The organism is Huaxiibacter chinensis (assembly GCF_022171985.1).
GTDB lineage: Bacteria > Pseudomonadota > Gammaproteobacteria > Enterobacterales > Enterobacteriaceae > Enterobacter > Enterobacter chinensis_A.
In genome coordinates, this window is record NZ_JAJVHF010000011.1 from 31,279 (window position 1) to 55,230 (window position 23,952).

At 54.2% G+C, this 23,952-nt stretch carries 25 protein-coding genes; 13 read left to right on the forward strand and 12 right to left on the reverse strand.

Annotated features, from left to right (window positions below; genetic code table 11):
* Positions 1-6: 6 nt before the first annotated feature.
* The 4 genes from hslU to LZP96_RS19055 all read left to right on the forward strand — a co-directional run bounded on the left by hslU (position 7) and on the right by LZP96_RS19055 (position 3,648).
* Positions 7-1,338 (forward strand): ATP-dependent protease ATPase subunit HslU, encoded by a 1,332-nt coding sequence (gene hslU, locus LZP96_RS19040; RefSeq protein WP_064327958.1) that lies wholly within the window; start codon positions 7-9, stop codon positions 1,336-1,338.
* Between the two features lie 68 nt (positions 1,339-1,406).
* Positions 1,407-2,327 carry a 1,4-dihydroxy-2-naphthoate polyprenyltransferase gene (gene menA / locus LZP96_RS19045; RefSeq protein ID WP_258926250.1) on the forward strand — a complete coding sequence of 307 codons (921 nt, stop codon included), beginning with the start codon at positions 1,407-1,409 and terminating at the stop codon, positions 2,325-2,327.
* 92 nt (positions 2,328-2,419) lie between these two features.
* A complete protein-coding gene (gene rraA, locus LZP96_RS19050; RefSeq protein WP_064327960.1) occupies positions 2,420-2,905 on the forward strand; it encodes a ribonuclease E activity regulator RraA in 486 nt (161 codons plus the stop codon).
* A gap of 56 nt (positions 2,906-2,961) precedes the next feature.
* Positions 2,962-3,648 (forward strand): hypothetical protein, encoded by a 687-nt coding sequence (locus LZP96_RS19055; RefSeq protein ID WP_258926251.1) that lies wholly within the window; start codon positions 2,962-2,964, stop codon positions 3,646-3,648.
* Positions 3,649-3,733: 85 nt separating this feature from the next.
* Here LZP96_RS19055 and zapB read toward each other — a convergent pair whose 3' ends face one another.
* The gene (gene zapB, locus LZP96_RS19060; RefSeq protein WP_087892661.1) at positions 3,734-3,979 is read right to left on the reverse strand and encodes a septal ring assembly protein ZapB; all 246 of its coding nucleotides are present in this window, start codon (positions 3,977-3,979) and stop codon (positions 3,734-3,736) included.
* Between the two features lie 392 nt (positions 3,980-4,371).
* On the opposite strand from zapB, the gene LZP96_RS19065 reads away from it, so the two are divergent.
* The 4 genes from LZP96_RS19065 to fpr all read left to right on the forward strand — a co-directional run bounded on the left by LZP96_RS19065 (position 4,372) and on the right by fpr (position 8,709).
* The gene (locus LZP96_RS19065; RefSeq protein WP_258926252.1) at positions 4,372-5,217 is read left to right on the forward strand and encodes an MIP/aquaporin family protein; all 846 of its coding nucleotides are present in this window, start codon (positions 4,372-4,374) and stop codon (positions 5,215-5,217) included.
* A gap of 21 nt (positions 5,218-5,238) precedes the next feature.
* Positions 5,239-6,747, forward strand: coding sequence for a glycerol kinase GlpK (glpK, locus tag LZP96_RS19070; RefSeq protein ID WP_064327963.1), 1,509 nt, complete (start codon positions 5,239-5,241; stop codon positions 6,745-6,747).
* A gap of 107 nt (positions 6,748-6,854) precedes the next feature.
* Positions 6,855-7,865, forward strand: a complete 1,011-nt coding sequence (gene glpX, locus LZP96_RS19075) for a class II fructose-bisphosphatase (RefSeq protein ID WP_064327964.1) — start codon at positions 6,855-6,857, stop codon at positions 7,863-7,865.
* Between the two features lie 97 nt (positions 7,866-7,962).
* Positions 7,963-8,709: a ferredoxin--NADP(+) reductase gene (gene fpr / locus LZP96_RS19080; protein WP_258926253.1), complete on the forward strand. Its 747-nt coding sequence runs from the start codon at positions 7,963-7,965 to the stop codon at positions 8,707-8,709.
* Here fpr and LZP96_RS19085 read toward each other — a convergent pair whose 3' ends face one another.
* Entirely contained in the window at positions 8,710-9,129 is a 420-nt protein-coding gene (locus LZP96_RS19085) for a DUF805 domain-containing protein (RefSeq protein WP_064327966.1), read from the reverse strand.
* Between the two features lie 112 nt (positions 9,130-9,241).
* Here LZP96_RS19085 and LZP96_RS19090 point away from each other — a divergent pair, with 112 nt between their 5' ends.
* Both LZP96_RS19090 and tpiA read left to right on the forward strand, forming a co-directional pair.
* On the forward strand, positions 9,242-9,838 hold the full coding sequence (locus LZP96_RS19090) for a DUF1454 family protein (RefSeq protein ID WP_064327967.1): 597 nt from the start codon (positions 9,242-9,244) through the stop codon (positions 9,836-9,838).
* A 111-nt stretch (positions 9,839-9,949) separates the two neighbouring features.
* Positions 9,950-10,714 carry a triose-phosphate isomerase gene (tpiA, locus tag LZP96_RS19095; RefSeq protein ID WP_258926254.1) on the forward strand — a complete coding sequence of 255 codons (765 nt, stop codon included), beginning with the start codon at positions 9,950-9,952 and terminating at the stop codon, positions 10,712-10,714.
* A gap of 80 nt (positions 10,715-10,794) precedes the next feature.
* Here the strand turns inward: tpiA and LZP96_RS19100 are convergent, their stop codons facing one another.
* The 6 genes from LZP96_RS19100 to cpxP all read right to left on the reverse strand — a co-directional run bounded on the left by LZP96_RS19100 (position 10,795) and on the right by cpxP (position 17,026).
* Positions 10,795-12,099, reverse strand: coding sequence for an SLC13 family permease (locus tag LZP96_RS19100; protein WP_258926255.1), 1,305 nt, complete (start codon positions 12,097-12,099; stop codon positions 10,795-10,797).
* A gap of 73 nt (positions 12,100-12,172) precedes the next feature.
* Positions 12,173-12,916: a CDP-diacylglycerol diphosphatase gene (locus LZP96_RS19105; RefSeq protein ID WP_258926256.1), complete on the reverse strand. Its 744-nt coding sequence runs from the start codon at positions 12,914-12,916 to the stop codon at positions 12,173-12,175.
* Positions 12,917-13,018: 102 nt separating this feature from the next.
* Positions 13,019-14,008 (reverse strand): sulfate ABC transporter substrate-binding protein, encoded by a 990-nt coding sequence (locus tag LZP96_RS19110; protein ID WP_064327971.1) that lies wholly within the window; start codon positions 14,006-14,008, stop codon positions 13,019-13,021.
* A gap of 320 nt (positions 14,009-14,328) precedes the next feature.
* A complete protein-coding gene (gene pfkA, locus LZP96_RS19115) occupies positions 14,329-15,291 on the reverse strand; it encodes a 6-phosphofructokinase (RefSeq protein ID WP_064327972.1) in 963 nt (320 codons plus the stop codon).
* Between the two features lie 196 nt (positions 15,292-15,487).
* Positions 15,488-16,372: a CDF family cation-efflux transporter FieF gene (gene fieF / locus LZP96_RS19120; RefSeq protein WP_064327973.1), complete on the reverse strand. Its 885-nt coding sequence runs from the start codon at positions 16,370-16,372 to the stop codon at positions 15,488-15,490.
* Positions 16,373-16,525: 153 nt separating this feature from the next.
* Complete coding sequence (gene cpxP / locus LZP96_RS19125) at positions 16,526-17,026, reverse strand: cell-envelope stress modulator CpxP (protein ID WP_064327974.1); 501 nt, start codon at positions 17,024-17,026, stop codon at positions 16,526-16,528.
* 150 nt (positions 17,027-17,176) lie between these two features.
* Between cpxP and cpxR the strand changes: the two genes are divergently transcribed.
* The gene (cpxR, locus tag LZP96_RS19130) at positions 17,177-17,875 is read left to right on the forward strand and encodes an envelope stress response regulator transcription factor CpxR (protein ID WP_064327975.1); all 699 of its coding nucleotides are present in this window, start codon (positions 17,177-17,179) and stop codon (positions 17,873-17,875) included.
* On the forward strand, positions 17,872-19,245 hold the full coding sequence (gene cpxA, locus LZP96_RS19135) for an envelope stress sensor histidine kinase CpxA (protein WP_064327976.1): 1,374 nt from the start codon (positions 17,872-17,874) through the stop codon (positions 19,243-19,245). The genes cpxR and cpxA overlap by 4 nt, the downstream gene beginning before the upstream one ends.
* Positions 19,246-19,341: 96 nt before the next feature.
* Here cpxA and yiiM read toward each other — a convergent pair whose 3' ends face one another.
* Both yiiM and sodA read right to left on the reverse strand, forming a co-directional pair.
* The gene (gene yiiM / locus LZP96_RS19140) at positions 19,342-20,016 is read right to left on the reverse strand and encodes a 6-hydroxyaminopurine reductase (protein WP_258926257.1); all 675 of its coding nucleotides are present in this window, start codon (positions 20,014-20,016) and stop codon (positions 19,342-19,344) included.
* A gap of 192 nt (positions 20,017-20,208) precedes the next feature.
* Complete coding sequence (gene sodA / locus LZP96_RS19145) at positions 20,209-20,829, reverse strand: superoxide dismutase [Mn] (protein ID WP_064327983.1); 621 nt, start codon at positions 20,827-20,829, stop codon at positions 20,209-20,211.
* A gap of 289 nt (positions 20,830-21,118) precedes the next feature.
* Here sodA and rhaT point away from each other — a divergent pair, with 289 nt between their 5' ends.
* Positions 21,119-22,153 carry an L-rhamnose/proton symporter RhaT gene (rhaT, locus tag LZP96_RS19150; RefSeq protein ID WP_064327984.1) on the forward strand — a complete coding sequence of 345 codons (1,035 nt, stop codon included), beginning with the start codon at positions 21,119-21,121 and terminating at the stop codon, positions 22,151-22,153.
* Here the strand turns inward: rhaT and rhaR are convergent, their stop codons facing one another.
* A complete protein-coding gene (gene rhaR, locus LZP96_RS19155; RefSeq protein WP_064327985.1) occupies positions 22,154-23,002 on the reverse strand; it encodes an HTH-type transcriptional activator RhaR in 849 nt (282 codons plus the stop codon).
* A 72-nt stretch (positions 23,003-23,074) separates the two neighbouring features.
* Positions 23,075-23,908 (reverse strand): HTH-type transcriptional activator RhaS, encoded by an 834-nt coding sequence (gene rhaS, locus LZP96_RS19160; RefSeq protein WP_064327986.1) that lies wholly within the window; start codon positions 23,906-23,908, stop codon positions 23,075-23,077.
* Positions 23,909-23,952: the final 44 nt, after the last annotated feature.

The window sequence follows — 23,952 nt, forward strand, 5'->3', positions numbered from 1 at the left end:
TCTCCCATGTCTGAAATGACCCCACGCGAAATTGTCAGCGAGCTGAACAATCACATTATCGGCCAGGACAACGCGAAGCGTTCCGTGGCAATCGCCCTGCGTAACCGCTGGCGTCGTATGCAGCTTGATGAAGAGCTGCGCCACGAAGTCACGCCTAAAAACATTCTGATGATCGGCCCAACGGGCGTCGGTAAAACCGAAATTGCCCGTCGCCTGGCGAAGCTGGCAAACGCGCCGTTCATCAAAGTCGAAGCGACGAAATTCACCGAAGTGGGTTATGTCGGTAAAGAGGTGGATTCCATTATCCGCGACCTCACCGATTCCGCGATTAAAATGGTGCGCGTTCAGGCTATCGAAAAAAATCGCTACCGCGCGGAAGAGATGGCGGAAGAGCGTATTCTCGACGTGCTGATCCCACCGGCGAAAAATAACTGGGGCCAGGCTGAACAGCCTCAGGAACCCTCGGCAGCGCGTCAGTCCTTCCGTAAGAAATTGCGTGAAGGACAGTTAGACGACAAAGAGATTGAGATCGATCTGGCTGCTGCGCCGATGGGCGTCGAAATTATGGCACCTCCGGGTATGGAAGAGATGACCAGCCAGCTGCAGTCCATGTTCCAGAACCTGGGCGGCCAGAAACAAAAATCGCGTAAGCTGAAAATCAAAGACGCGATGAAGCTGCTGATTGAAGAAGAAGCGGCAAAACTGGTTAACCCTGAAGAGCTGAAGCAGGACGCTATCGACGCGGTTGAGCAGCACGGCATCGTCTTCATCGATGAAATCGATAAAATCTGTAAGCGTGGCGAATCGTCCGGCCCGGATGTCTCCCGTGAAGGCGTTCAGCGTGACCTGCTGCCGCTGGTCGAAGGTTGCACCGTCTCGACCAAGCATGGCATGGTTAAAACTGACCACATCCTGTTTATCGCCTCTGGCGCATTCCAGGTGGCGAAGCCTTCCGATTTGATTCCGGAACTGCAGGGTCGTCTGCCTATCCGCGTTGAGCTGCAGGCGCTGACTACCGAAGATTTCGAGCGCATTCTGACCGAGCCAAACGCGTCTGTCACCGTACAGTATAAAGCGCTGATGGCGACCGAAGGCGTGAACATTGAGTTCACCGAAGACGGCATCAAGCGTATCGCCCAGGCCGCCTGGCAGGTGAACGAAACCACCGAAAACATCGGTGCACGTCGTTTGCATACCGTGCTTGAACGCCTGATGGAAGATATCTCTTATGATGCCAGCGACCTTGGCGGTCAAAGCATTACCATTGACGCAGATTATGTGAGCAAACATCTGGATGCGTTAGTGGCAGATGAAGATCTGAGCCGTTTTATCTTATAATCGCGGTTACTGCATTTTCATCACTGTTGATGGGGGCTAATGCCCCCATTTTTATTGGCTAAATACTTATGACTGATATCAGCCGTACTCAGGCGTGGCTCGAAAGTCTCCGCCCTAAAACACTTCCTCTGGCTTTTGCCGCGATTGTCGTCGGTACGGCTCTCGCCTGGTGGCAAGGACATTTCGATCCGCTGGTGGCCGGTCTGGCACTGAGCACCGCAGGGCTGCTGCAAATCCTCTCCAATCTCGCCAATGATTATGGCGACGCGGTGAAAGGCAGTGACAAGCCCGACCGCATTGGGCCGCTACGCGGCATGCAAAAAGGGGCGATCACCCAGGCGCAGATGAAGCGTGCGCTAATGATCACCGTGGTGTTAATTTGTCTTTCCGGGCTGGCGCTGGTGTCGGTTGCCTGTAAAACGCCTGCTGATTTCATTGGTTTTACGGTGCTTGGGCTACTGGCTATTATCGCTGCCATTACTTACACCGTCGGAACGCGCCCCTATGGTTACATTGGCCTGGGTGATATTTCCGTGCTGGTCTTTTTCGGCTGGCTGAGCGTGATGGGCAGTGGGTATTTACAGATGCACACCCTGATCCCTGCTTTCCTTCTGCCCGCCACGGCCTGCGGCCTGCTGGCCACGGCCGTACTGAATATCAATAACCTGCGCGATATCGACAGCGACCGTGAAAACGGTAAAAACACGCTGGCGGTACGTCTCGGGCCGGTGAACGCGCGCCGTTACCATGCCTGCCTGCTAACAGGTGCTCTGGTTTGTCTGGCGCTGTTTAACCTGATGTCATTGCAAAGCCTGTGGGGCTGGCTGTTTGTACTTGCCGCACCGCTGCTGGTCAAACAGGCACGTTTCGTGATGCGCGAACTGAGCCCCGCGGTGATGCCGCCCATGCTCGAACGCACGGTAAAAGGCGCGCTGTTGGTTAACCTGTTGTTCGTCATCGGGATTGTCTTAAGCCAGACGCTGCGTTAACTGACAAATATCAATTAACAATTGATGATTTTGCCAACAACGCGGTTCGCACGATATACTGAACACATTCGCAGCAACTGAGCGGTAACCCTATGAAATACGATACCTCCGAGCTTTGTGACATCTACCAGGAAGATGTCAACGTCGTCGAACCCCTGTTCTCCAACTTTGGAGGACGCTCATCGTTTGGCGGACAAATCATCACGGTGAAATGTTTCGAGGATAACGGGTTGCTGTACGATCTGCTCGAAGAGAACGGCCGTGGCCGCATTCTGCTGGTGGATGGCGGCGGTTCAGTTCGCCGGGCGTTAATCGATGCCGATCTGGCCCGCCTTGCCACCCAAAACGAGTGGGAAGGGATGGTAGTATATGGCGCAGTGCGTCAGGTCGACGATCTGGAAGAGCTGGATATCGGCATTCAGGCGATTGCCGCCATTCCGGTGGGTGCCGCGGGTGATGGCATCGGTGAAAGCGACGTTCGCGTGAATTTCGGCGGCGTGACATTCTTTTCTGGCGACCATCTCTACGCAGATAATACCGGTATCATCCTTTCTGAAGATCCGCTGGATATTGAATAAACGCATACTGTAATATAAAGGGGGCTGTGCCCCTTTTATATTTCACAAGGATGTTTATGCGTGATTCCACACTTACCTGGTTCTCATGGGGCTTGACGCTATTCCTGGCGTTTATTAGTCTCGGCTCGTTATTTATGTCCCATATCGTTATTATTGGGATATTCGCCTGGGTTATAATATTTTTAGTTTTAATTATAATTTCAGGAATTATTTATTTAATCCATAAAAATACACATATCCGACTGGTCTGGCTTATTTGCGCATCGCTGGCCTTCCTCACGCTTTACAGCGTTCGCTCATATTACAAGGTGTTCAGCCCCTGGCGCTATACCTTTAGCAATGTGCCCCTCTCGGTTGAACTGCCTGACAAACTGTGGCAAACGAAAGAGAAAGTTGCTGTGCGCACGGGAGAAGAAAATCAGTTTGCCGTCGTGGGGGCTACAGCGCTTGAGCAAGGGATATTTGATGAGATGTCCTATGAAGAATTTATCACTCAGGTTATGGAAGCGACGTCCGGAATTGAAACCCCACCGAATTTCCAACTGGAAAGCTGTTTTAACGCGCAGTTTAAATGTCATTATATAAAGATCGAGGATGTAAAAAACAGTAGCGGAACGGGGTATTTTGCCTTTCTCAACGATGACAAAAAAACGTATTTATTTTCCGTTATCGTGGGCCCGAAATTTCTGGCAAAGAATCGCGACTTTCCTTTACAGGTTATTTCGTCTGTTAAGCAGGAATAAACGCGACCGTAACCCAGTAATAATAAAAAAAGCCATCATGATAATGATGGCTTTTTTCCACTCTGGCGCACAGGGCGAAGGGGTGTTACACCTCTTCCATACGTCCCAGCAGCGCCTGCAGACGATCCTGCCAGCCGTTCTGCTGTTCACGCAGCTGGTTGTTTTCGCGCTCAAGCTCTTCACGACCGTGCTGAGCATTCTGCACTTCCTGCGACAGAGAATTGTTCTTTTCTTTCAGCTCTTCGATTTCCATCTGCAGCAACGTGATGGTGTCGATCGCCTGCTGTACTTTCGATTCCAGTTTCTCAAACACTTCTAATGACATGACCATACCTCTTCTGAATTGCAAGGCGACGCTTGGACGTAAACGCGCACAACATATATGCCGATTGTATGAAGCCCCGCCTTCCCTGTCCAGCGGCACGCCGCGTAGATTGCGGTTAGCAACACTTTTCGGCCTGGTCCTGGTGATTTCGGCACATATACCACTAAATTGTTACTACTTTCGTTAATGAAATGATTCAGCTCACGTTTCTCGAATGCGGTACAAATGCGCTTTACAGCGCGAAAACGCTCATTTTATTGACGCAGCACACACATTTTGATTTCGATATTTCTCGTTTTTGCTCGTTAACGATAAATTAACACAGTGTCTACAGGACATCGTGGCTGTCACGGGCTTCCACGCTAACAACAAACATTCATTATTTCAGGATTCCGATTATGAGTCAGACATCAACCTTAAAAGGCCAGTGCATTGCCGAGTTCCTGGGTACCGGGTTGTTGATTTTCTTCGGGGTGGGCTGTGTGGCCGCACTGAAAGTCGCGGGTGCCTCTTTCGGGCAGTGGGAAATCAGTATCATCTGGGGTCTGGGCGTGGCGATGGCCATCTACCTGACCGCGGGGGTTTCCGGTGCACATCTTAACCCGGCGGTCACCATCGCGCTGTGGCTCTTCGCCTGCTTTGACAAACGTAAGGTCGTTCCTTTTATTCTTTCACAGTTTGCCGGCGCGTTTTGCGCTGCGGCGTTAGTTTACGGGCTTTATTACAACCTTTTCATCGACTTCGAACAGACGCATCATATGGTTCGCGGCAGCGTCGAAAGTCTTGATCTCGCGGGTATTTTCTCTACCTATCCTAACCCGCATATCAATTTTGTGCAGGCCTTCGCAGTTGAAATGGTGATTACCGCTATTCTGATGGGCGTCATTATGGCTCTGGGCGATGATGGTAACGGTATTCCACGCGGGCCTTTAGCGCCGCTGCTGATAGGCTTACTGATTGCGGTCATTGGCGCATCCATGGGTCCACTGACCGGTTTTGCGATGAACCCGGCACGTGACCTTGGCCCAAAAACGTTCGCCTTCTTCGCAGGCTGGGGCGACGTCGCCTTTACCGGTGGCAAAGATATCCCTTACTTCCTGGTGCCGCTGTTCGGCCCGATTGTTGGGGCTGCGCTGGGCGCCTTTGGCTATCGTAAATTAATTGGTCGCCACTTACCGTGCGACACCTGTGTGGTAGACGAGAAGGAAACCGCTTCTCCCGCACAACAAAAAGCTTCGCTGTAATCTGACTACGGGACACATACCATGACCGAAAAAAAATATATCGTTGCGCTCGACCAGGGCACCACCAGCTCCCGCGCTGTCGTAATGGATCATGACGCGAACATCGTCAGCGTGTCACAGCGCGAATTTGAACAAATCTATCCTAAGCCAGGCTGGGTAGAACACGACCCAATGGAGATCTGGGCATCCCAAAGCTCTACGCTGGTCGAAGTGCTGGCGAAAGCAGATATCAGTTCCGATGAGATCGCCGCCATTGGTATCACCAACCAGCGTGAAACCGCCATTGTGTGGGAACGTGAAACCGGTAAACCGATCTATAACGCCATCGTGTGGCAGTGCCGTCGTACCGCCGATATCTGCGAAAAGCTGAAGCGTGACGGGATGGAAGAGTACATCCGTAGCGCGACCGGTCTGGTCGTCGACCCGTACTTCTCCGGTACAAAAGTAAAATGGATCCTTGACCACGTGGAGGGTTCACGTGAGCGGGCAAAACGCGGCGAGCTGCTGTTTGGTACCGTCGATACCTGGCTCATCTGGAAGATGACGCAAGGGCGCGTCCACGTGACCGACTACACCAACGCCTCCCGAACCATGCTGTTTAACATCCACGACCTGGACTGGGACGACAAGATGCTGGACGCGCTGGACATCCCGCGTGCCATGCTGCCGGACGTTCGCAAATCCTCTGAGGTTTACGGTCAGACTAACATCGGCGGTAAGGGCGGAACGCGTATTCCCATCTCCGGGATCGCGGGTGACCAGCAGGCAGCGCTGTTTGGTCAGCTGTGTGTGAAAGAAGGGATGGCGAAGAACACCTACGGCACCGGCTGCTTCATGCTGATGAATACCGGTGAGAAAGCGGTGAAATCAGAAAACGGTCTGCTGACCACCATCGCCTGCGGCCCGCGTGGTGAAGTGAACTATGCGCTGGAAGGTGCGGTGTTTATGGCGGGGGCCTCTATTCAGTGGCTGCGTGACGAGATGAAGCTGATCAGCGACGCCTTCGACTCTGAATATTTCGCCACCAAAGTGAAAGACACCAACGGCGTCTACGTTGTGCCCGCCTTTACCGGTCTGGGTGCGCCCTACTGGGACCCGTATGCACGCGGCGCGATTTTCGGCCTGACCCGTGGGGTGAACTCGAACCATATTATTCGCGCTACGCTGGAATCCATCGCTTATCAGACGCGCGACGTGCTGGAAGCGATGCAGGCTGACTCCGGTATTCGTCTCCACGCGCTGCGTGTGGACGGCGGCGCGGTCGCGAACAACTTCCTGATGCAGTTCCAGTCCGACATTCTGGGAACGCGCGTGGAGCGTCCTGAAGTGCGTGAAGTCACCGCCTTAGGCGCGGCGTATCTGGCAGGACTGGCCGTCGGCTTCTGGCAGAACCTGGATGAGCTGCAGGAGAAAGCCGTCATCGAGCGCGAATTCCGTCCGGGCATCGAAACCACCGAGCGTAACTACCGTTACAGCGGCTGGAAAAAAGCGGTGAAACGCGCCCTGGCATGGGAAGAGCACGAAGAGTAATTTTGCCGTTACCCCAGCCCTCTCTCCCCGGAGAGAGGGCTAAAACCGCCCCCCTCCCCACTCTGTGATAAACTTCGTGCAATTCCTTTTGACTGCACGAGTATCCAATGAGACGTGAACTTGCTATCGAATTTTCCCGCGTAACCGAAGCCGCCGCCCTGGCTGGCTATAAATGGTTAGGTCGTGGCGATAAGAATACCGCCGACGGCGCGGCCGTCCATGCTATGCGTATTATGCTCAATCTGGTCAACATCGATGGCACCATCGTCATCGGCGAAGGCGAGATCGACGAAGCCCCGATGCTTTACATCGGTGAAAAGGTCGGTACCGGTAACGGCGACGCGGTGGATATTGCCGTCGATCCCATTGAGGGGACCCGCATGACCGCGATGGGTCAGGCTAACGCGCTGGCGGTGCTCGCCGTCGGTGATAAAGGCTGTTTTCTTAACGCGCCCGACATGTACATGGAAAAACTGGTCGTTGGCCCCGGCGCAAAAGGAGCGATCGACCTTAACCTGCCGCTGGAAGAGAACCTGCGCAATGTCGCTGCCGCATTAGGCAAGCCGCTTAGCGAACTCACCGTCACCATTCTGGCGAAACCGCGTCATGACGCCACCATCGCCCAAATGCAACAGCTCGGCGTGCGCGTGTTCGCCATTCCCGATGGCGACGTCGCGGCCTCCATTCTCACCTGCATGCCGGACAGCGAAGTGGATGTGCTGTATGGCATCGGCGGGGCGCCAGAGGGCGTGGTTTCCGCAGCCGTCATCCGTGCGCTGGATGGTGATATGCAGGGCCGTTTACTGGCGCGTCATGATGTTAAGGGCGACACTGAAGAGAACCGCCGCATCGGTGAAGACGAGCTGGCACGTTGTAAAGAGATGGGCATTAGAGCCAATAAAGTCCTGCCTCTGGATGAGATGGCGCGTAGCGACAACGTCATTTTCGCCGCCACCGGAATCACCAAAGGCGATCTGCTGGATGGGATCACCCGTAAAGGCAACATAGCGACCACCGAAACGCTGCTGATTCGCGGTAAATCGCGCACCATCCGACGTATCCAGTCCATCCATTATCTGGATCGTAAAGACCCGAATGTTCAGACTCACATCCTGTAAGGTGATTTGATCAATAGAGCTTTCCGGCCCCGCTGGGCTGGAAATCTCGCCAGCAAGAACGGAAGATAGAAGCAGAAATTCAGCACAGGAGACCGTCATGGCAGACTGGGTAACAGGTAAAGTCAAAAAGGTAACGTTCTGGACCGATGCGCTCTTCAGCATCACCGTCCACGCCCCTATTCAGCCCTTCACGGCAGGACAGTTTGCCAAACTGGGGCTGGAGATTGACGGCGAACGCGTGCAGCGTGCGTACTCCTACGTCAATGCCCCCGATAATCCCGATCTCGAGTTTTATCTGGTCACCGTGCCTGATGGAAAGCTCAGCCCGCGCCTGGCGGCGTTGCAGCCAGAGGATGAAATTCAGATTGTCAGCGAGGCCGCAGGCTTCTTTGTGCTGGATGAAATCCCCGATTGCGACACGCTCTGGATGCTGGCAACCGGTACGGCGATTGGCCCTTATCTCTCTATTTTGCAGTATGGCCACGATCTGGACCGCTTTAAAAAAATCGTGCTGGTGCATGCCGCACGCTATGCCGCCGATCTCAGCTACCTGCCGCTGATGCAGGCGCTGGAAAAACGCTACGAAGGGAAGCTCACCATTCAGACCGTTGTCAGTCGTGAAACGGTGGAAGGATCGCTGACCGGACGCGTTCCGGCGCTCATTGAAAACGGCGAACTGGAAGGGGCCGTCGGTCTGCTCATGAACGCCGAAACCAGCCATGTCATGCTGTGCGGAAATCCGCAGATGGTGCGGGATACCCAGCAGTTGCTGAAGGAGACCCGGCAGATGACCAAACATTTACGCCGTCGACCGGGCCACATGACTGCGGAACATTACTGGTAATTAACTGTACTTTACGTCCTGCGTCTCTTTGCCATATTTGTTCTCGCCTGGGGTGCCCACAAAGGCACCCAGATCGATCATCATCATCACAAATATCAGCGTCGGGACAAAGCGGCCCACCAGCCACGGCAGTACGGAGGGCAGCATTGACCAGTTTCCGGCCAGCAGCATCCACGAAAGTATAAACAGCAGCGCCCATAATCCGGAACGTCCACGGTCGTGCAGACGCTTAACGATCACCGAGGCCGTCGGCCAAAGCAGGCAAACCAGCGCAAATGCCGCCATTTGCGAGCTGAGCAGCGCAGTATCCGCCAGACTAAAAAGCAAAAGCATGCCGGCAATCCACGCCGCCATCCAAATCCAGAAATCGCGACGTCCAATACGCCCTTTGAATGAAAACAACCACTGCTGTATCGTCATGTCAGGTTCCTGATTATCCTTTGCCGCCTAGTTTACCCTGGTGTTGGGACTTTTTGACAAGCCAGGCAGATATCGATTTAATTGTGAACAGCCACAACCAGGGACATATTTGATGAAAAAACGGGCCGACTCTTTTTTACTGTGTATCACCTTGCTGAGCGCCAGCTTTTTTCTGCATGCTAATGAACCTGCCAAACCGGCTACCGCACCGTATCTCGCTGCGGGTGCGCCCTCTTTTGATCAGTCGATCAGCCAGTTTCGCGAGAGCTTCAATCACGATAATCCCCGGCTGCCTTTGGGTGAATTCCGCGCCATTGACGCCGCGCGCGATACCCCTTCTCTGACGCGAGCCGCCAGTAAAATTAACGAAAATTTGTATGCGTCAACGGCGCTTGAACGCGGCACGTTAAAAATCAAAAGCATGCAAATCACCTGGCTGCCTATTCAGGGGCCAGATCAGAAAGCAGCCAAAGCAAAAGCGCTGGAGTACATGAGCGCGATTTTGCAGGCATTTACCCCTGCGTTCACCAAAGCGCAGAGCCAGCAAAAGCTGCAAAAGTTGCTCGTCGCCGGTAAAAACAAAGGTTATTACGCCGAAACGGAAGGTGCCGTGCGCTATGTGGTTGCAGATAACGGCGAAAAGGGACTGACCTTCGCCGTTGAACCGATTAAGCTGGCACTATCTGACACACTCGGAGGGGCGAATTAATGACAAAAAGCAAAGCCTTTCAGGGGAAAATCTCTATACTGATTCACAGACCATGCTGCCCTTCAGGGCGGCCATAATCCTTAATTCGCTCTAGAAGCGTGGAGAATTAAAATGCGACATCCTTTAGTGATGGGTAACTGGAAACTGAACGGCAGCCGCCACATGGTAAATGAGTTGGTTGCGAACCTGCGCAAAGAGCTGGCTGGCGTGACGGGCTGTGCTGTTGCAATCGCTCCGCCGGACATGTACCTGGACCTGGCTAAACACGCCGCTGACGGCAGCCATATCATCCTTGGCGCACAGAACGTAGACGTTAACCTGTCTGGCGCATTCACCGGCGAAACCTCCGCTGAAATGCTGAAAGATATCGGCGCAAAATACATCATCATCGGCCACTCTGAGCGTCGTACTTACCACAAAGAATCCGACGAATTCATCGCGAAAAAATTCGCCGTGCTGAAAGAGCAAGGCCTGGTGCCGGTTCTGTGCATTGGTGAAACCGAAGCAGAAAACGAAGCGGGCAAAACGGAAGAAGTGTGTGCACGTCAGCTCGACGCCGTGCTGAACAGCCAGGGCGCAGCAGCGTTCGAAGGCGCGGTCATCGCCTACGAACCAGTATGGGCTATCGGTACCGGCAAATCAGCGACCCCAGCTCAGGCACAGGCCGTTCACAAATTCATCCGCGATCACATTGCTAAAGCTGATGCGAAGGTCGCTGAACAAGTGATCATCCAGTACGGCGGTTCCGTTAACGCTTCCAACGCTGCTGAGCTGTTCACCCAGCCAGACATCGATGGCGCGCTGGTTGGCGGTGCTTCCCTGAAAGCAGACGCTTTCGCGGTTATCGTTAAAGCGGCAGAAGCAGCAAAAGCGTAATGCTTAACGGCGGGTGGCGAACAGCACGCCCGCCCTGCTCATTCTGCAGGCCCGGTCAGCGCTCGCGCCACCGGGCTTTTTTACAGCTTACCTAAAAGACTAAACCACAGATAATCCAGCGGGAGCAGCACCAGATACGTCGCCATCGCCAGCGCCAGACAGAGCAACATCCCCGCCTTTGCAGGCACCTTCCCTAGCCCCATCGCCACCACAATCGGTGATGCCTGATACGGCAGCAGCGGCGTGGAATACCCCAGAACCTGAATCATAATCACCGACAGCAGCGGGAAGCCGGTCGCATCCGCAAAGCTCTGCGCCAGCGTGGTATACAGGGCCGGAACGCCATTTGCCGTCATGATGAAATTCAGCGCCGTGGTGATCCCCGTCAACGCCAGGAAGCTGGTGAACGGTTTTGCCGCATCCAGCGGCATCATGGTGAGAAGCGCCTCGCCAACCGCGTTCCCGATGCCGGTTTGCGTCACGGTAATCGCCAGCCCAAGGATGCCTGCCACGTAAATGCAGGTTCGCATATTGACCCCCGCCGCGAACTCATCGCCGGTAATAAAGCCGATACGCGGCAGCATCACCACCACGGCGGCAGCCAGGCCGGTCCAGGCGGGGCCGATACCGTGCCAGCTTTCGGTCACCCACATCGTCAAGACCACGGCGAGCAGCCAGGCCAGACGCTTTTCTTCACCCCCCATCGGCTGCGAGGGCGCAGTGTCGGTAGGGTGTTTCGGCGAGCCGGGAAATAACCAGCAGATAAGACCAATCAGGATCAGTCCTTTCAGGATACCGAGCACAGGCGTGTGTAAAAGCAGATAGGGGACGTAGTTAAGATGAATGCCATACGACCCTTCCGCCGCGCCGCTCATCACCAGATTCGGCACGTTCGCCGGCAGTATGGTGGCAGAAAGTTGAAACGTGCCGAAACCCACGGCCAGCGCCAGGCCAAACCACGCGCGCGAACCGTCCGGGATGCCCGCCCTTTTTGCCATCGCGGCCACAATTGGCATCAACAGCGCGATGCGCCCCATGTTTGACGGCATGACGAAGGCCAGCGCATAGCTCAGCAGCACGACGCTTGCCACCATGAGCACCCATGAATCGGTCAGCTTTGCGGAAAGCGCCCGTGCGGCGCGGTCAGCAAGTCCTGTTTTACGGATCGCTACCCCCAGCACAAACCCGCTGAAGACCAGCCAGAAGGCCGAGGAGGCGAAGCCGCCAAAAATGACGTCCGGTGGGGCAATTTTGGCGATCATCGCCGCCGTGAAAAACAGCAGCGCGGTGATAAATTCCGGCAGGAGCGAGGTCGCCCACAGTACGATGGTGATGCCAACAATCAGTGAGGGCAGTAGCAGAGGATGCGTTAACCAGAGCGACATACCTGTCTCCTGTAGATTTTTTCAGCAAGTCTACGGCGACAGGCAGGACGAGTAAACGCTATTTATGGTGGGGTCACTTCAAAATATGGCATTGATGATCCTGTAATTCCTCAGCGGATGCACGGTTAAGTGTGAGCAGATTTCGCTCGGTGGCGAGCAACACAAACGACCCGTCGGACTGCTGCGCCATCGCCAGGGCGAAACGCCCCATATGGTCACGGGCTTCAGGCACCTCTTCCGCCAGCATGATAAACGGACTGCGCTGGACCAGCTCTTGATCGGTCACACGGCGCGCCAGATATTCATGCCCTTCCAGTCCACCAGGAAAAGGCAGCCACTGGGTGCTAATCTGCCCCTGATGCGCGTTAAGCTTTTCCCGCACATCGGTACGCAGGCAGGAGATGTGAATATGGAAATGATTTTGCGTGCGTCCGGTCGGAGAGTTGATCGTGAGCGAGACCGCGCTATCAGGCACGTCCGCGCCCCGTTTCATGCTCATAAACTGTCGCGACTGCCATGCCAGCCAGAAAAAATTCGGCGTTTGTGGCTCGGTCAGCAGCGGACTTTCGGTACCATTGATGCGATACGTTGGCATCAGCAGGTACTGCAGCGGCCCATTACGATCTTTGAATACCACATACCCGGCGTCAGGTTTCACCTGCTCGCAGGGTGCCGGAAGCTGATGCTGTTGTTGGTTTGGCAGGCACTGGTCGAGAACGATGTGGCGTAACGCATCCGGGTTACCGGTTTTTAGCCAGAGCCATCCCCCTGCCGCAAGGGCAATAACCATCACAACCAGCACAATAATTTTTTTCACAACGCGTTCCCTGAATTCGTCCGAAGCGAAAGAGTAACGCAAAAAGATGACCAAACAAAAAACCCGGTGGATTTCTCACACCGGGTCACAGGGTTTTGCGTCTTAACGTTTGCTGATTTGATCGAACGTGCCGCCGTTGGAGAAGTGCTCTTTCTGCGCTTTCGTCCAGCCGCCAAACTCTTCGTCGATGGTGAAAAGCTTGAGCTGCGGGAATTCGCCTTCATGTTTCTTCGCCACCGCAGGATCGCGTGGACGATAGTAGTTTTTCGCAGCGATTTCCTGGCCTTCTGGCGAATAGAGATACTTCAGATAGGCTTCTGCTACCGTTTTGGTCTCTTTCTTCTCAACGACTTTGTCGACCACCGAGACGGTTGGCTCGGCCAGGATAGACTCGCTTGGGGTCACAATCTCAAACTTGTCTTTACCCAGTTCATGGGTCGCCAGCAGGGCTTCATTTTCCCAGGCAATCAGCACATCACCAATGCCGCGTTCCACGAAGGTATTGGTCGCACCACGCGCGCCGGAATCCAGCACTTCGACGTTTTTATACAGTGACTTCACAAAATCCTGGGCTTTTGCCTGATCGCCATTGTTATGGTGCAGCGCATAGCCCCAGGCTGCCAGGTAGTTCCAGCGTGCGCCACCGGAGCTTTTCGGGTTAGGCGTAATGACGGAGACGCCCGGCTTAATGAGATCGTTCCAGTCATGGATCTGTTTCGGATTGCCTTTGCGCACCAGGAAAACGATGGTGGAGGTGTAAGGTGCAGAGTTATCTGGCAGGCGTTTGATCCAGTTTTTATCGATACGACCACGCGCAGCAATGGCATCCACATCGTAAGCCAGAGCCAGCGTCACCACATCCGCTTCGATGCCATTGATCACCGACGTCGCCTGCTTACCGGAACCGCCGTGCGACTGGCGAATGACCACATTATCGCCGGTTTCCTGTTTCCAGTGCGCCGCGAACGCTTTGTTGTATTGATCGTAAAGCTCACGCGTCGGGTCATACGACACGTTTAATAACTGGATATCCTTTGCCAGCACGCTGGTCGATGCCAGTAATAATGTTAAACCCACGCCCCATTTATTCATCGCCCGGTTCTCTTATGCAGTGTTTCGATGAATGCAGCGTGCCAGAAAGCTAACCAATGATTAAAGAATAAAAAAAGATTGGCTATAACGTGAGGGAATATGGAGCGTGGCTGTGAAAGCAATACAAAACGGCAACCCAATGGTTACCGTTTTAGTGTGTTCTCCCTCTCCCCGTGGAAGAGAGCGGGGTGAGGGCAACAGCCCGCACGGTGCAGAAAATGCAAAACGGTAACCCGCAGGTTACCGTTTTTAGTGTGTTCTCCCTCTCCCCGTGGGAGAGGGCGGGGTGAGGGCAACAGCCCGCACGGAACTGACAATAATCAGTACAGTTTTTTCGCGCAGTCTAACCAGTCACCTTTGAACGGACGCTTCATGTTCTCAATGGCGTCGATAATGTCATGGTGAACCAGTTTTTCGTTCTGAATACCGACGCAACGACCACCGTGGCCCTGCAGCAGCAGGTCAATAGCGTAGGCACCCATACGGGACGCCAGGATACGGTCGTAAGGGCCCGGGGAACCGCCACGCTGGATGTGGCCCAGTACGGTCGCACGGGTTTCACGTTTGGTTTCGGTTTCAATGTACTTCGCCAGCTCATCGACATCACAGATGTGCTCAGTGATCGCGACGATAGCGTGTTTCTTACCTTTTGCGATACCGGCTTTGATTTCATTCACCAGGTCTTCACGGCTAAATTCGACTTCCGGCACCACGATAAATTCGCAGCCGCCCGCAATGGCCGCCGCCAGGGTCAGGTCGCCGCAGTAGCGGCCCATCACTTCGACGATGGAGATACGCTGGTGAGAAGAAGAGGTGTCACGCAGGCGGTCAATGGCTTCCACAACGGTACCCAGCGCAGTAAAGAAGCCGATGGTGTAGTCTGTGCCTTTGATGTCGTTATCGATGGTGCCCGGCAGCCCGATGCACGGGAAGCCCATTTCAGTCAGACGTTTTGCACCCATGTAAGAGCCGTCACCGCCGATCACCACCAGCGCGTCCAGGCCGCGTTTTTTCATGTTTTCGATGGCCACCTGACGGATGTGCTCTTCGCGGAATTCCGGGAAGCGTGCGGAGCCCAGGAAGGTTCCCCCACGGTTAATCATGTCAGAGACGCTGTAGCGATCGAGCTGCACCATGCGGTCTTCATACAGACCCAGGTAGCCATCATACACGCCAAAAATTTCCAGACCTTCCGTCAACGCTGCACGAACAACTCCACGAATTGCAGCGTTCATGCCTGGGGCATCGCCACCGCTTGTCAACACACCGATTTTCTTAATCATGACTACCTCTGAACTTAGGAATGCAAAAATGAAATCTGTTGCCGGAAGACGTCTGCTCAACCAACGAATACTGCAAATAGTATATCAACCACTTCCAGCTGAATTGATTCAGGTCAGACCAAATGGCGGTAATTTATACACAAAATGCTGGCCTGGCTCACTTTTTTACAACGAATGACGAAAGCGCAAAATCTCTTTAGCCTTCCCTGGGGACAACGGAACAGGGATCCTGATGGATAATCACATCCGATCCCGGGAAACGTCGCAAAATTGCCTGTTCGACCTGTTCGGCCACCAGATGGGCCTGAACGAGCGGCAGGTTATCTTCCATTTCCAAATGAATCTGAATAAAGCGGGTCGGCCCTGACTGCCGCGTACGAAGATCGTGTGCACCGCTGACGCCGGGCCAGGAGGTGACAATGTCAAATATTTCAAGCCGTTCTGCGTCAGGTAACGCGCGGTCGAGAAGCGATTGCACGGCTTCATACCCCATCCGCAAGGCGCAATACAGGATATAGACCCCTATCCCTAACGCAAAAATCGCATCGGCGCGATGCCAGCCATACCAGGCAAGACCGAGTGCAATAAGAATCGCCCCATTCATCATAACATCAGACTGATAATGAAGCATATCTGCCCGTACTGCCTGGCTTTGCGTTTTACGAACCACCCATCGCTGGAACGTTACAAGAACGATTGTGCAAATAAGTGCAATAATTGTCACGATGACGCCCACGCCAGGATCGTTCATGGGCGTAGGCGAAATCAGGTGCTGAATACCGGTTAAAAAAAGGAACAGCGCGGAGCCGGAGATAAACATGCTTTGCGCCAGGGCCGCCAGCGATTCGGCTTTTCCATGACCAAAGGTGTGTTCCTCATCGGCCGGTTGCAGTGAATAACGCACAACCAGCAGGTTGGTCAACGACGCGGCGATATCGACAAGCGAATCCACCAGCGCCGCCAGAATGCTGACCGACCCGGTGTACCACCAGGCAAAAATTTTAATGATCAGTAAACACGACGCCATGATGGTCGCCGCAATTGCAGCCCGGCTCACCAGCCGTCCATAGGTTTGATTCATAAACACTCCTGTCATGCTCTGCCGCTAGTATAACGGATGCCTACGGAGTCAAAAGATGAATAAACGGTTAACAACCCTGAATGAAAGACAAAAAAAACCCCCACATCATGTGGGGGAAGACAGGGATGGTGTCTATGGCAAGGAAAAACAGGGTTACTGGTTACTACGGGTATTGCTACTGAAAAGCGTCATTTCTGAGCTTCGTTGCATCCGTGCAACCTCACGCAACTGGTCCATACGTTGCTGATGTTTCTGGTTTAAAACCGCTTGCTGCTCGGGCGAAAGCAGATGGAACATTTGGTTGCGAACTCGCGCCATTTCGACCTGGCGGGCCACCTGTTCCTGTGCCATTTTTTCTGCCTGAGCGCGCACAGCGCTTTCGTCAAAATTATCTGCGGTGACAAGGCGATGCATTGTCTCAATTTCGCTAACATTAACAGGGGGCTGATCGTGTCGTGCCCGCTGCATAAGATCTCGCATCTGTTGACGCTGATGTTCGGTTAAACTAATGCCGTCAAACATATTGATCTGGCCACTGTGCTGCGAAGTTCCCTCCGTTGAGGACCCGTTAACGCCGGGTATGACTCCAGCAGCCTGGCTTACAGCACTTATCGCCAGTGTTGAGGCCATGACGGCAACGGTAACTATGCGCATCACTTGCTCCCACTTTCTTTCGTATCGCGATTCAACGAGAGACAGTCTACGATTCGGGCTGCAAACATGCGTCAGGGGGTGTAAAACAACGTAAAGTCATGGATTAGCGCGCTTCGATGACGTAATTTCTGCCTCGGAGGTATTTAAAAAATGAATAAAATACTGTTAGTGGATGATGACAAAGAGCTCACATCCCTTTTGAAAGAATTACTCGATATGGAAGGTTTCAACGTGCTGGTTGCCCATGATGGGGAACAGGCGCTGAGTCTCCTGGACGACAGTATCGATTTGCTTTTGCTGGACGTGATGATGCCGAAGAAAAACGGTATCGACACGCTGAAAGAGTTACGCCAGACACACCAGACACCCGTTATCATGCTGACCGCGCGCGGCAGCGAACTGGATCGCGTACTGGGCCTTGAGCTCGGTGCCGATGACTATTTACCTAAACCGTTCAACGACCGTGAACTGGTCGCCCGTATTCGTGCCATCCTGCGTCGTTCCCACTGGAGCGAACAGCAGCAGAACGCGGATAACAGCTCACCAACGCTGGAAGTGGATTCCCTCAGCCTCAATCCGGGGCGTCAGGAAGCCAGTTTCGACGGCGTTGCGCTGGAACTGACCGGCACCGAGTTCACCCTGCTCTATTTGCTGGCACAGCATCTTGGTCAGGTGGTCTCGCGTGAACACCTTAGTCAGGAAGTGCTGGGCAAACGTCTCACGCCGTTTGACCGCGCAATCGATATGCACATCTCCAACCTGCGTCGCAAGCTGCCGGAGCGCAAAGATGGCCACCCCTGGTTTAAAACCCTGCGTGGGCGCGGCTATCTGATGGTGTCGGCTTCATGATAGGCAGTTTAACCGCCCGCATCTTCGCCATTTTCTGGCTGACGCTGGCACTGGTGTTAATGCTGGTTTTGATGTTGCCAAAACTCGACTCACGCCAGATGACGGAGCTTCTCGACAGCGAGCAACGTCAGGGCGTGATGATCGAACAACACGTTGAGGCAGAGCTGGCAAACGATCCGCCTAACGATTTGATGTGGTGGCGCAGGCTGTTTCGCGCTATCGATAAATGGGCGCCGCCCGGACAACGCCTGCTGCTGGTGACCAGCGAAGGCCGCGTCATCGGTGCAGAACGCAATGAAATGCAGGTCATCCGTAACTTCATTGGCCAGGCAGATAACGCTGACCATCCCCAAAAGAAAAAGTACGGTCGGGTAGAAATGGTGGGGCCCTTCTCTATCCGTGATGGCGAAGATAATTACCAGCTCTATCTGATTCGCCCGGCAAGCAGTTCTCAAACCGATTTTATCAACCTGTTGTTTGACAGACCTTTATTGCTGCTGATTGTGACCATGTTGCTGAGTTCACCGCTGCTGTTATGGCTGGCGTGGAGCCTGGCAAAACCGGCGCGTAAGCTGAAAAATGCCGCCGATGAAGTGGCGCAAGGCAACCTGAGGCAACATCCGGAACTGGAAGCCGGCCCGCAAGAATTCCTTGCCGCCGGAACCAGCTTCAACCAGATGGTAAGCGCGCTGGATCGCATGATGACCGCACAGCAACGTCTGCTGTCGGATATCTCCCACGAACTGCGCACCCCGCTTACCCGCTTGCAGCTTGGCACGGCGCTGTTACGTCGCCGTAGCGGTGAGAGCAAAGAGCTGGAGCGCATTGAAACCGAAGCACATCGTCTGGACAGCATGATCAACGATCTGCTGGTGATGTCGCGCAATCAGCAGAAAAACGCGCTGTTGAGTGAAACGGTGAAAGCCAATCACCTGTGGCATGAAGTGCTGGATAACGCGGCGTTCGAAGCGGAGCAGATGGGCAAGTCCTTTACCGTCAACTTCCCGCCGGGGCCCTGGCCGCTGTACGGTAACCCTAACGCGCTGGAAAGCGCGCTGGAGAATATCGTGCGTAACGCCCTGCGCTACTCGAATACGAAGATTGAGGTGGCGTTCTCGGTGGATAAAGACGGGATTACCATCATCGTTGATGACGATGGTCCTGGCGTAAGTCCTGAAGACCGCGAGCAGATCTTCCGTCCGTTCTACCGTACCGATGAGGCGCGCGATCGCGAGTCTGGCGGCACGGGGCTGGGGCTGGCGATTGTTGAGACCGCTATGCAGCAGCATCGCGGTTGGGTCAAAGCCGACGACAGCCCGCTGGGTGGGCTGCGGTTAACGCTGTGGCTGCCGCTGTATAAGCGTTCGTAGTCTTCCCCTCACCCTCTCCCCATAGGGGAGAGGGAACCAAATGGCGCGGTCTTTCACTCCTCGCCCCTTTGGGGAGAGGGCCGGGGTGAGGGGCAGTTATCTTCCCCACAATCTCCGTGCATTATCTTCGATCTTCCCGCTTATTCGCCGCTTCTGCATCGTTCTGGTCCAGCTTGTCGATAGCCCGGCCGCCGACAGCAGGCGATGATACTGCTCATCATCAAACGGCATATGCCAGGCAATCGCACAGGCGTCATATACCGAGACATCACTCAGGCGCGATGCCAGCGCCAGCGGCGCATCTGCCGATACCTTTCCCGCCTGTACCACCCGATACAACCAGCCGGTTTTGCCCGCGCTTTGCAGCTGCGCTGACATATCGCTGATACCGAAATGGTAGTTGAGTTTAAAGCACGGCGAGCGCGGCTGCGTCACCTGAATCAGGACATCGCCCCAGCGATAAATATCGCCAATAAACACATTCTTTTCCGTCAGCCCTTCCGTCGAGAGATTTTCGCCAAATGCCGGGGCGACAAACAGATCCGCCTGTTCGGGGAATTCGGCTATCCAGTGGCGATAGTGCTCACGCGGATAGTGGCACAGCGCGCGATCGGGCCCGCCGTGGATTTTCTTTTCGGCCTGCTCATCACCCACCAGCCCCCGTTCGGTCAGGGACAGCTCGCCGTCGACCTGAATTTTGCCGATGGCGCTCGGGCGGCTGCCGTCGTAGTCCCTGACCTTGCCTGTAAACACATTCACCGGATAGTGCATTGCCACTCCTTTTACCCTAAATATTTCGAGTTGCAGGCAGGCGGCAAGGGAGAGAATCCCCGGGAGCTTACTCCTGTAAGTGACTGGGGTGAGCGAGCACAGCCAACGCACCTGCAGCTTGAAGTATGACGGGTATACAGATACAAAAAAAGCGAGTCATCAGACTCGCTTCTCACAGGTGTCAATGCAACCTTATTTTTTCGCGGCGAAACGTGCTGCTGCTTCGTCCCAGTTCACTACGTCCCAGAAGGCTTTGATGTAGTCAGGGCGACGGTTCTGGAATTTCAGGTAGTAAGCGTGTTCCCACACGTCCAGGCCCACAATTGGGAAACCGGATGCGCCAGAGATTGCTTCACCCATCAGCGGGGAGTCCTGGTTAGCGGTAGATACAACCGCCAGTTTGTCGCCTTTCAGCACCAGCCACGCCCAGCCAGAGCCGAAACGGGTTGCAGCTGCTTTCTCGAATTCTGCTTTGAAGTTATCAACAGAACCGAAATCGCGCTCGATAGCCGCTTTCAGGTCGCCCTGCAGGGTGGTACCGGTTTTCAGGCCTTTCCAGAACAGGCTGTGGTTAGCGTGACCACCTGCGTTGTTGCGCAGAACGGTTTTCTTGTCCGCTGGCAGCTGGTCCAGTTTGGTGATCAGCTCTTCAACAGGCAGGCTTGCGAACTCTGGCAGGCTTTCCAGCGCAGCATTCGCATTGTTAACGTAGGTCTGGTGGTGTTTAGTGTGATGGATTTCCATCGTCTGCTTGTCGAAATGCGGTTCCAGTGCGTCATAGGCATACGGCAGGGATGGCAGTGTATAACTCATAATCCTCTCCATTATTGTCGGGCGGCACAGCTGTTAATGCCGCGTAAGCAGTTGGTTCATTATAGTTAATTAAATGATATTGAAAATGATTATCAATGCCGTACTATTTGTAAGGTTATTAATTTTTGTTTCATTCCCGGAACTGTGAGTCCGCTCACGCGGTTAACGCGCTTATTGCCATTCAAAAGAAATCTGCGGCAACCTTCTGAAGGTTCGCTCACCGCTTAATTTTTACACTCGTCGGGTCGGAGGGAAGCCAACGACCTATAAAAACGATGAGGATGTAAAAATGAATCATGCGATTACGATGGGTATTTTCTGGCATTTGATAGGCGCAGCCAGTGCGGCCTGTTTCTATGCCCCGTTTAAAAAGGTAAAACATTGGTCATGGGAAACCATGTGGTCTGTCGGTGGCACGGTGTCCTGGCTGATTCTGCCCTGGACCATCAGCGCCCTGCTGCTCCCGGATTTCTGGGGGTATTTCTCCTCCTTTAGCGCCTCGACCCTGCTGCCGGTCTTTTTGTTCGGCGCGATGTGGGGCATCGGGAATATCAATTACGGACTCACTATGCGCTACCTCGGTATGTCGATGGGCATCGGCATCGCCATCGGCATCACGCTGATTGTGGGAACGCTGATGACGCCCATTCTCAACGGCAATTTCGACGTATTGATCAACACGCAGGGTGGCCGCATGACGCTGCTTGGCGTGCTGGTTGCGGTGATTGGCGTGGGGATTGTGACCCGGGCTGGGCAACTGAAAGAGCGTAAAATGGGCATCCGGGCCGAGGAGTTTAATCTCAAAAAAGGGCTGGTGCTGGCGGTGATGTGCGGCATTTTCTCAGCGGGGATGTCCTTTGCCATGAACGCCGCGAAACCGATGCATGAAGCCGCCGCAGCGCTGGGCGTGGATCCGCTCTATGTCGCCCTGCCAAGTTATGTGGTGATCATGGGCGGCGGCGCGCTGGTTAACCTCGGTTTCTGTTTTATTCGTCTGGCAAAGGTAAAAACGTTGTCGGTAAAAGCCGACTTTTCGCTGGCAAAATCGTTAATTGTCACCAACGTGCTGCTCTCGGCGCTCGGTGGCCTGATGTGGTATTTGCAGTTCTTCTTTTATGCCTGGGGTCACGCCAGCATACCTGCGCAATATGACTACATGAGCTGGATGCTGCACATGAGCTTCTACGTGCTGTGCGGCGGTCTGGTGGGACTGGTGCTAAAGGAGTGGAAGCATGCCGGTCGACGGCCGGTGGGCGTGCTGAGCCTGGGCTGCGTGGTGATTATCATTGCGGCCAACATTGTTGGCCTCGGCATGGCAAATTAATTACGCGGCCTTTCGACTGCGATGACGCCACTGAACCGGCGTCATCCCCACTTCACGGTTAAACACCACCGAAAAGTAGTTACTGTCCTCAAAACCGCAGCGCATCGCCACTTCACTCACCATCAGCTCGGTGTGCTGCAACAAATACTGTGCGTGGCAAATGCGTAACTGACGCAGGTAATGGTTCACCGTCATGCCCGTCTGGGTGCGAAACTGCTGGCGTAACGTACGCTCGCTGCACTGCGCCTGTTCGCAGAATTTCTCCAGCACGAAGCTGCGGTTCAGGCTTCCCGCCAGGGTGGTAATCAGCTTATCCAGCAACGCCTCTTGTTCACTGGCAGACGGATTATCAATGGCGTAGCGATAGCGTTTGAGCGTGATAACCAACTGAGCGAACAGCAATTCCGCCATCTCGTTTGCCAGCGGCTCGGCTTTCTGGCTCTCCTGCTCAAGCTGGGTGATCACCTGCCTCACCTGGGTCATGCCATTGCTGCTAAGACGCCAGTGCGGCGAACCGTTCGCATCGTTGAAGCGCGGAATCGCGGCTCCCCAGTCGATGTTGAGCTTTAACCGGTCCGGACAATAGATCACATTCTGTAGCACCAGGTCATTCACCGAGGCATAGGAGTGTTTATCTTCAGCGCGAATATAAAACAGGTCGCCACGGGTAATACGATAAGGTCGATCGTTCAGGACATGCAGACCGTTGCCGCGCCACACCAGCACCAGCTCGCAAAATTCATGGGTATGTTCGGCAAAGACATTTTGTGGATAGCGGTCCGCCACCGCGACGGCCTGCCCGGCGTTAGCAAAAAAATCAGCTTTGCGAAGAATTAAAGGAACGCCCACAACACACCTCAGCGGCTTATCACCGGATATTATTAGCCTTTTTACGGCAAAAAAACGGTGATTGCCCTCGCGTTACTGAAGTGACGCATCCCTTCCCTGACGAATGTCGCGCGGAGACCAGCTAAATTCCCGGCGAAACAGCGTCGAAAAATGGTTACTGTCGCCAAAACCGCAGCGATAAGCGATATCTGTGACGCTTTCATCGGTATGGCGCAGGAGATGCCGGGCTTTAATCAGGCGCAGGCGATTTAAGTAACGCTGCGGCGTGGAACCGGTCTGGTGTTTAAGCTGACGATGCAGGGTACGCAGCGACAGCGAGAACGTTTCGGCCAGCGTTTCCCAGCAGACCTCTTCCGCATAATGCTCATCCAGCCAGGCGATCAGCTGATTGAGCCGGGCATCATTATTCTCCGACCCTTCCACCAGGCTGCTGCGGCGCAGCAGCACCAGCAGTTGCATAAAAAGAAGCTCGCGCGTCGCCAGAGCGTGGGTTTCACGGGCATCTTCCGTGTGTTCCATCTGGCTGACCAGCTGACGAACCTGTTGCAACGTGGACTGATTTACCCGCCAGTGCGACGGGTAATGCCCGTCCTTTTCCTGCGGCAGAAGCTGGTTCAGCCCGGACAAAAACTGGAAAGCGTCCGGCGAACGATAGAGCACGTTAGTCAGACACAGGTTGTCAGTATGTTCATACAAGTGTCTGTCGTGGTCGCGCACAAAACAGACCGTTCCTCCGCTGATGGTGTACGGCTGGCCGTTAAAAACATGAATACCGGTGCCGTGCTCCACGATCACGATCTCGTGGAAGTCATGATGATGTTCAGGGAAGGCCGCCTGCGGGAGGCGTGGCTCGATGGCCACCGGCGAGGCTGAAGGGAAAAAATCCACGCTGTGCAGTACGGTCATGACGGCCACCATTAATGAGAAATGTTCTCAAAATAGTAATTAAG

Excerpts from the sequence above, each read along its gene's own strand:
- rraA (WP_064327960.1), top strand. The coding sequence starts at position 2,420 with ATGAAATACGATACCTCCGAGCTTTGTGACATCTACCAGGAAGATGTC.
- yiiM (WP_258926257.1), bottom strand. The coding sequence starts at position 20,016 with ATGCACTATCCGGTGAATGTGTTTACAGGCAAGGTCAGGGACTACGAC.
- LZP96_RS19065 (WP_258926252.1), top strand. The coding sequence starts at position 4,372 with ATGAGTCAGACATCAACCTTAAAAGGCCAGTGCATTGCCGAGTTCCTG.
- rhaT (WP_064327984.1), top strand. The coding sequence starts at position 21,119 with ATGAATCATGCGATTACGATGGGTATTTTCTGGCATTTGATAGGCGCA.
- fpr (WP_258926253.1), top strand. The coding sequence starts at position 7,963 with ATGGCAGACTGGGTAACAGGTAAAGTCAAAAAGGTAACGTTCTGGACC.
- LZP96_RS19100 (WP_258926255.1), bottom strand. The coding sequence starts at position 12,099 with ATGTCGCTCTGGTTAACGCATCCTCTGCTACTGCCCTCACTGATTGTT.
- zapB (WP_087892661.1), bottom strand. The coding sequence starts at position 3,979 with ATGGTCATGTCATTAGAAGTGTTTGAGAAACTGGAATCGAAAGTACAG.
- tpiA (WP_258926254.1), top strand. The coding sequence starts at position 9,950 with ATGCGACATCCTTTAGTGATGGGTAACTGGAAACTGAACGGCAGCCGC.
- LZP96_RS19090 (WP_064327967.1), top strand. The coding sequence starts at position 9,242 with ATGAAAAAACGGGCCGACTCTTTTTTACTGTGTATCACCTTGCTGAGC.
- glpK (WP_064327963.1), top strand. The coding sequence starts at position 5,239 with ATGACCGAAAAAAAATATATCGTTGCGCTCGACCAGGGCACCACCAGC.
- cpxR (WP_064327975.1), top strand. The coding sequence starts at position 17,177 with ATGAATAAAATACTGTTAGTGGATGATGACAAAGAGCTCACATCCCTT.
- hslU (WP_064327958.1), top strand. The coding sequence starts at position 7 with ATGTCTGAAATGACCCCACGCGAAATTGTCAGCGAGCTGAACAATCAC.
- rhaS (WP_064327986.1), bottom strand. The coding sequence starts at position 23,908 with ATGACCGTACTGCACAGCGTGGATTTTTTCCCTTCAGCCTCGCCGGTG.
- LZP96_RS19085 (WP_064327966.1), bottom strand. The coding sequence starts at position 9,129 with ATGACGATACAGCAGTGGTTGTTTTCATTCAAAGGGCGTATTGGACGT.
- fieF (WP_064327973.1), bottom strand. The coding sequence starts at position 16,372 with ATGAATCAAACCTATGGACGGCTGGTGAGCCGGGCTGCAATTGCGGCG.
- menA (WP_258926250.1), top strand. The coding sequence starts at position 1,407 with ATGACTGATATCAGCCGTACTCAGGCGTGGCTCGAAAGTCTCCGCCCT.
- pfkA (WP_064327972.1), bottom strand. The coding sequence starts at position 15,291 with ATGATTAAGAAAATCGGTGTGTTGACAAGCGGTGGCGATGCCCCAGGC.
- glpX (WP_064327964.1), top strand. The coding sequence starts at position 6,855 with ATGAGACGTGAACTTGCTATCGAATTTTCCCGCGTAACCGAAGCCGCC.
- LZP96_RS19110 (WP_064327971.1), bottom strand. The coding sequence starts at position 14,008 with ATGAATAAATGGGGCGTGGGTTTAACATTATTACTGGCATCGACCAGC.
- cpxA (WP_064327976.1), top strand. The coding sequence starts at position 17,872 with ATGATAGGCAGTTTAACCGCCCGCATCTTCGCCATTTTCTGGCTGACG.
- LZP96_RS19055 (WP_258926251.1), top strand. The coding sequence starts at position 2,962 with ATGCGTGATTCCACACTTACCTGGTTCTCATGGGGCTTGACGCTATTC.
- cpxP (WP_064327974.1), bottom strand. The coding sequence starts at position 17,026 with ATGCGCATAGTTACCGTTGCCGTCATGGCCTCAACACTGGCGATAAGT.
- sodA (WP_064327983.1), bottom strand. The coding sequence starts at position 20,829 with ATGAGTTATACACTGCCATCCCTGCCGTATGCCTATGACGCACTGGAA.